Genomic DNA, 6609 nt, shown 5'->3' with positions numbered 1-6609 from the left:
GTGCTGGGTAGGCTTTCGGCTGGCAAAGACATAACAAAACACACGGAAAACCACATCTGACTCGTTCTCGCTCCCCTGCTCCTGTCCCACGGGATGGAGCTCTCCGACCCCGTCCCCACCCCGCCTCGGTTCCGCATCGCCTGCGGAGTACATCGAAGGGATCAGGCCGCGATGAGTTCCGGCTCGGCCCATATGACGGCTTACGTAGCCGTTTTGCTCTTACTCTGTGTCACCGGTTGCTCCATAGCCGCCCCGGAGGCCGATGAAGCCCCCGACGCCGCACCCTCCACCGCTTCCCCCTCCGGTGAGGAGGAGGCCGCCCTGGCCGCCTACACCGGGATGTGGGACGCCGTGGTGGCGGCCTCCCACGGGGACGAGGAGGCCTCGCGCGCCCTCGACGACCACGCGGTGGGAAGCGCGCGCGAGCTCATGCGAACGGCCCTGGCCGAGGCGGCCGCCGGCGGCGAGACCGAGGGGGAACCCGTCTTGGACCCCACCATCGACGTCGAGGGCCCCGAACGCGCGGTGGTCGACGACTGCGTCGACGACTCCGCCTGGGGAACCGGTGGGACCGGGGGAACGGCGGGAGCACGACGAGTGGACGCCACGCTCATCCACGACGGACTCGCCTGGCGCGTGTCCGAACTGCGCATCTGGGAAGCAGGATCATGTTGAGACCACTACCCCCCACGGCGGCCACGGCCGCCGCCGTACTGACGTTCGCCGTCCTGAACGCCGCTTCACCCGCCCACGCCGACGACGGTTCCTTCCTCGGCAGTGTCGAGTGCGGGAGCTCCGGCGGCAACGGCTGCCAGATCCGGTTCCGGTGGCTGCTGGAGCACGGAGGGACCCCGGGCACGCCCGGCACCGACGGGTCCGGCGGCGCCGACGCCGGCACCGGGTCGAGCGAATACGACCACGTCGATTGGGACGCCATCGACTGGGACGACATCGGTGTCGACTGGGAGAACGACATCGACTGGGACGCCATGGATTGGGAGGCCATCTTCGCCGAGGCGGAAGAGGGCGAGGAGGGCACCGACCCCTTCGCGACACTGGAGGAGGCCATGGCCTCCTTCGAACTCCCCGAACCGACGATCGCCACCTCCCCGGGCACCGACTCCCTGATCCTGGTCAACGCTCCGCTGTGGCTGTGGGTCGAGCCCGAGGGATGGGACGCCGAATCCGTCTCCGCCGAACTCGGCTCCGAGTCCCTGACCGTGACGGCGGCCCCCATGCGCACCGTCTGGACCATGGGCGACGGCACCACCGTGGAGTGCGAGGGCCCCGGCACACCCTTCGACACGACGACGCACGAAGCCGACTCCGAGTCCCCGGACTGCGGGCACGTCTACACCTCCGCCTCCGACACCTCCGACGCGAAGGGCGAGGCCACCCGAACGGTCACCGTCCACGTGCTCTGGGACACCGAGTGGAGCCTCTCCAACGGTGACAGCGGCGCTCTGGACGGACTCGTCAGCACCTCCGAGGTCGACCTCACCGTCCGTGAATCCCACGGACTGGTCACGGACACCCAGTGACCACGGACACCTGGTAACACCGAGAAGAACTGAGACAGACGTGGTCGAGACGACGACGGCCCCGCCCCTCCGGGCGGGGCGCCCCGCGCAACAACCCCCCACCGTACGGCTCTCCGGCGGAGGCCCCAAGCGCTGGCGCTGGCTGGTCCTGGCGCTGACCCTGACGACGGCGGGCGCACTCGGCGGGGTCCTCGCCCTGGAACGCCTCGACGACCGGACCGGGGTCGTGGTCGCCGACGAGGATCTGTCCGCCGGCCACGTCCTCACCCTTTCCGACCTGCGCGTATCCGAGATGACCATCTCCTCCGACATCTCCTTCGTGGACGCCGGACGCATGGAGGAGATCGTCGGGCAGACCCTCACCCTGCCCGTGGTCGAAGGAGGTGTCGTCCCCGAGGCCGGGCTCGGAAGTGACGCGGAGTTCCCCGAGGCCGACCGGGCCCTGGTCGGCGCCACCCTCCAGCCCGGGCGTTTCCCCGCATCCCTCGGTGCAGGCGCCAACGTCTCGGTGATCGTCGGTGGCGGCGAGGAGACCGAGGAGGGCGCACCTCAGGCCTACCTCGCCCTGGTGCGCACCCTCACCCCCGACCCCGGGGTCGAGGGCGCCGTCAACGCCGAACTGCTGGTCTCCTCCGCCGACGCCGCGCGCATCGCCGACGCGGCGGCGGCCGGGCGGATCAGCCTCGTCCAGGTCCACCCGCGCGGAGGGCAATGATGACCCGCACGGTCGCCCTCTTCTCCCTGGGCGGATCCCCGGGCGTGACCAGCGTGGGCATGGCCCTGGCCGGGGTCTGGCCGGGGGAGGAGCCCGGGGTCCTGATGGAAGCCGACCCCGCCGGTGGAGCGCTCTCGGTCTGGCGGCGCGTGCCCACCGAACCCGGACTCACCAGTCTCGCCGCCGCCCTACGCCGGGGCAGCGCCGACCTGGAGGAACACACCCAGACCCTGCCCGGCGGCCTGCGGGTCTGTCCGGCGCCGGTGACCGGCGAACCGGCCGAGGGCGCGGTGCGTCTGCTGGGCCGTCAACCGCTGTCGTTCTCCACCATGGCCGCGCCGGTCGTCGTCCTGGACCTGGGGCGCCTGACCACGTCCTCCCCGGCCCACGCCCTCGCCGCGCGGGCCGACCACACCGTGCTCGTGGTCTCCGAAGGGCTCACCGAGCTGCGTCGCGCCCGTGAGCACCTGCTCTCGCCGACCTTCCCCGTCCGCGACCTGCGCGTGGTCGTCTCGGGTGGCAGGGGCGGCGTGGGCGAGATCGCGGACGTCCTCGGCCCGGCAGTGTGGGGACGCGTTCCCGCCGATGACCGCTCCGCCCGGTTCCTACGGGGCGAGGGCGACCTCGCCCGGCCCCGGCGCCGCCCCCTGTTCAAGGCGGTCGGCGCCCTGGCGACGGAACTCGACGCCACCGAACCGGAGCAGCCGTCGCCTTCCATGCCGCGGGCACCGGAGGTGACGGTATGAGCCACCCCGACGACATCGGCGTGTCCGACCTCGACCGTTTCCTCGACCCGGAGGCCGGCCGGAACGAGGCCCGATGGGTCGCCTACGTGTCCGCCGAGACCGCCAGGCGCATCACCGACGAGACACGCGGAGAGGACCCCGACACCCCGGCCGAGCACCGCGCCCGCGCCGACCGGATCATCGCCAACATCCTCGACGAGGAGGCCCGCGCGGCCCTGGCCCGGGGCCGCGCACTGCTGGCCCCCGAGACCGAGTCGGCCATCGCCGCCGCCTCGCTCGCCCAGGTCACCGGGGTGGGACCCCTCCAACCCCTGCTCGACGACCCCGAGATCGAGAACATCAACATCAACGGTGTGGACGCCTGGGTGCGCCTCGCCGACGGCACCCGCCGCCTGCACGCGAACCTGTTCGACGACGTCGAGGACGTCGTGGTCCTGGTCCGCCGACTGGCCGCCGAGTCCGCCAGCGGCGAACGCCGCTTCGACCCGGGCGCGCCCATCCTCGACCTCCAACTCCCGGGCGGCGAGCGCCTCAACGCGGTCATGGCGGTCTCCCGTCAGCCGTCGGTGTCGATCCGCCGGCACCGGCACACACATTCGTCGCTGCGCCGACTGGAGAAACTCGGCACCCTCGACCCGGCACTGGTCTCCCTGTTCCGGGCCGCCGTCGCCGCGCGCCGCAACATGGTCGTCACCGGGGGCACCGGCGCGGGCAAGACGACACTGCTGCGCGCCCTCGCCTCGGAGATCGAGCCGACCGAACGCCTGGTCACCATCGAGGACGTCTTCGAACTGGGCCTGGACAAGGACCGCGAGGCCCACCCGGACTGCGTGGCGCTGCAGTCCCGCCCCGCCAACATCGAGGGCGTCGGCGAGATCACCATCGCCGACCTGGTCCGCACCGCGCTGCGCATGTCACCCGACCGCGTCATCGTCGGGGAGACGCGGGGCAGCGAGACCGTCCCCCTGCTCAACGCCATGAGCCAGGGCAACGACGGCAGCCTCACCACGCTGCACGCGGCCGGCTCCGCGGGCGCCTTCACCAAGCTGGGCGCCTACGCCGCCCAGTCCGCCGAACGTCTGCCGTTGGAGGCCACCGCCTCCCTGGTGGCGTCGGCGGTGCACCTGGTCGTGCACGTGTCGGCCCTGCCCACCGGCGAACGCAGAGTCACCAGCGTCCGCGAGGTCGTGGGCGCGGAGGGGCAGAACGTGGTCTCCAACGAGATCTACCGCTACTCCTCGCGCCAGGGCCGCCTGGACGCCGCCCCGCCCAGCCCCGACACCCTCGACGTGCTCGTGGACCACGGCTTCGACCCCCAGACCCTGCTCGCGCGGACGGCGGGGTGGGGTCGGTGAACACGCTCCTGCTCGCCACCGCCGGCGGCGTCATCGGCCTCGGTGTGTTCCTGCTGTGCTTCTGGGCGGCTCCGCTGCTGGCCGAGCGCGCCCGTGACCGTAGACCCCTGCGGCTCCCGCGCCCGGGCAAGGTCGTCTTCGCGGTCGCCGCCGGTGTGGGTGCCTGGTTCCTGACCGGCTGGCCCGTGGCCGGGGCGCTGGCCGCCGCCGGACTCTGGTGGGCCCCGCAACTCTTCGGCGGCGACGCCGAACACAAGGAACAGGTCGAGGGGGTCGAGGCGGTCGCCGCCTGGACCGAGATGCTCCGCGACCTCATGGCCGGCTCCTCGGGCCTGCACCAGGCGATCGCGGCCACCGCGCCCATCGCCCCCGAACCACTGCGCGAGGCCGTCCACCGGCTCGCCGACGACATGCGCGGCGGCCGTGAACCCCAGGAGGCGCTGCACGTCTTCGCCGAGACCGTGGACAACCCCACCGGTGACCTGGTCGCCTCGGCCCTGTCCATGTCGGCCACCCGCCACGCCACCGACCTGGGCGTCCTCCTCGGAGCGCTGGCCGAGTCCGCCCGCGACCAGGCGGCGATGCTGGTCAAGGTGTCCGCGAGCCGGGCGCGGCTGCGCACCTCATCGCGCATCATCATGGGCGCCACGCTCGGGATGGGGGCGTTCCTGCTCCTGTTCAACCCCGAGTACCTCGCGCCGTTCGACGGGTTCCTCGGCCAGACGGTACTGGCGGGCATCGGCGCCCTGTGGGCCACCGCCGTGGTGTGGATGACGCGTATGTCCCGTTTCTCCCTCGGCCCGCGCGTCCTCGCCCCCGACCCGGCCAAGGAGGCCGTCCTGTGAACCCTGTGACCGCGGCGGCCCTGGCGGGCGCCGCACTGGGCCTGGCGCTGTGGGCGTTGGCGGCGGCCCGCTGGGCCCGACCGAGCCTGGCCGAACGTCTGAGCGACCCCGAACCGACCCCCGTGGAAAGACCACGTCGACAAGAGGACGGGTTCCTCTCCCGCATCGGTCGGGTGGGCGTCCCCCTGCTGCGGGCGGCGGGACTCCCCGGCCCCCGCGCCGTACGGAACCTGCGCGTGTGCGACCGGGCTGCGGGCGGCTACCTCGCGGAGAAGGTGTCCGGGGTCGTGGTGGGCCTGGTCTTTCCCCCGCTGGTCGGCATGCTCCTGGCCTTCTTCGGCGTGCTGCCCCCGACCTTCGTCTCCCTGCTGTCGTGGGCCGGTTTCCTCGTGCTCATGTGGTTCGCTCCGGACCTGTCCCTCAACGACGAGGCGACCAAGCGCCGAGAGGAGATGCGCCGCACCCTGTCGGGCTTCGCCGACCTCGTGGTGGTCTCCCTCGCCGGGGGCGCGGGCGTCAGCGGAGCCCTCACCGACGCCTCCGCGCACGGTGGGGGATGGGCGATGAGCGCCATTCGCGACGCACTACGGGAAGCCTCCCTCACCAGGACCCCCGCCTGGCGGATCCTGCGCGACCTCGGGGAACGCTACGACACCCCCGAATTCGCCGAACTGTCCGCGAGCCTGCACCTGGCCGGTGCCGACGGCGCCCGGGTACGCGGCTCCCTGGCGGCCAAGGCCAGGACCCTGCGCGTGCAGTTCCTCGCCGAGATGGAGGCCACCGCCCAGTCCGCGACCGAACGGATGAGCCTGCCCGTCGTCCTGCTGTTCACCGGGTTCCTGGTTCTGCTGGGATACCCGGCCATGAGCCTCATCCTCTTCCAAACCTGACCCGCTCACCTGGAGGAACACCATGAAGAATCTGTACGTTCGCATCCTCGCCGCACTGACCCCGCCCAAGGACGACGGTGGTTACTCGACCGAGACCGTCATCATCACCGCGGTGCTCGTCGGTATCGCCCTCGCCGCGGTCGCCGCCATCGGCAGCGTCGCCACCGAGCAGATCGCCCTCATCGGCGGCGAGTAGGAGCCACCGTTGCGTCAATACGAAGACGACCGAGGCAGCGCCGAGTTGGCGATCGCCGCCCCCGCGCTCCTGCTCCTGGTGATGCTGGTCGTCCAGGCCGCCCTGTGGACGCACAGCGAGCACGTCGCGGCCGACCTCGCGCGGCGCACCGCCGAACAGGCGCGCACCGTGGAGGGGGCCTCGATGGCGGCCCCGGCCGCCGGAACGGTCCTCCAGGACGTCGACGTCTCCGTCGACCGAGGCACCGAGGAGGTTCGTGTCACCGTGACCGGCACCGTCCCCAGCCTCGTACCGGGGGCGACCTGGTCCGTGGAACACGTG

The 6609-nt window shown here is 72.1% G+C and carries 9 protein-coding genes; all 9 read left to right on the top strand.

Annotated elements, in window-relative coordinates:
* The first annotated feature begins 213 nt into the window (after window positions 1-213).
* Window positions 214-675, top strand: coding sequence for a hypothetical protein (locus tag K8V84_RS09540; RefSeq protein WP_304073185.1), 462 nt, complete (start codon window positions 214-216; stop codon window positions 673-675).
* Window positions 669-1541, top strand: coding sequence for a hypothetical protein (locus tag K8V84_RS09535; RefSeq protein WP_304073182.1), 873 nt, complete (start codon window positions 669-671; stop codon window positions 1539-1541). Before K8V84_RS09540 ends, K8V84_RS09535 begins: the two co-directional genes overlap by 7 nt.
* 40 nt (window positions 1542-1581) lie before the next feature.
* Window positions 1582-2256, top strand: coding sequence for an SAF domain-containing protein (locus tag K8V84_RS09530; RefSeq protein ID WP_304073179.1), 675 nt, complete (start codon window positions 1582-1584; stop codon window positions 2254-2256).
* Window positions 2256-3002: a hypothetical protein gene (locus tag K8V84_RS09525; RefSeq protein ID WP_304073176.1), complete on the top strand. Its 747-nt coding sequence runs from the start codon at window positions 2256-2258 to the stop codon at window positions 3000-3002. Before K8V84_RS09530 ends, K8V84_RS09525 begins: the two co-directional genes overlap by 1 nt.
* Window positions 2999-4357: a CpaF family protein gene (locus K8V84_RS09520; protein WP_304073174.1), complete on the top strand. Its 1359-nt coding sequence runs from the start codon at window positions 2999-3001 to the stop codon at window positions 4355-4357. Before K8V84_RS09525 ends, K8V84_RS09520 begins: the two co-directional genes overlap by 4 nt.
* A complete protein-coding gene (locus tag K8V84_RS09515; protein ID WP_369696617.1) occupies window positions 4354-5202 on the top strand; it encodes a type II secretion system F family protein in 849 nt (282 codons plus the stop codon). Before K8V84_RS09520 ends, K8V84_RS09515 begins: the two co-directional genes overlap by 4 nt.
* Window positions 5199-6092 carry a type II secretion system F family protein gene (locus K8V84_RS09510; protein WP_304073167.1) on the top strand — a complete coding sequence of 298 codons (894 nt, stop codon included), beginning with the start codon at window positions 5199-5201 and terminating at the stop codon, window positions 6090-6092. Before K8V84_RS09515 ends, K8V84_RS09510 begins: the two co-directional genes overlap by 4 nt.
* A gap of 22 nt (window positions 6093-6114) precedes the next feature.
* Complete coding sequence (locus K8V84_RS09505) at window positions 6115-6288, top strand: hypothetical protein (protein ID WP_304073164.1); 174 nt, start codon at window positions 6115-6117, stop codon at window positions 6286-6288.
* A gap of 9 nt (window positions 6289-6297) precedes the next feature.
* Window positions 6298-6609 (top strand): TadE/TadG family type IV pilus assembly protein (locus K8V84_RS09500; protein ID WP_304073161.1); only part of this gene is annotated, 312 nt, incomplete at its 3' end.

Origin of the sequence: Nocardiopsis listeri (genome assembly GCF_020741345.1) — a bacterium.
GTDB classification, from domain to species: domain Bacteria; phylum Actinomycetota; class Actinomycetes; order Streptosporangiales; family Streptosporangiaceae; genus Nocardiopsis; species Nocardiopsis listeri_A.
The sequence above is the reverse complement of the archived record's forward strand: the minus strand, read 5'-3'. Positions and strand labels throughout refer to the sequence as shown.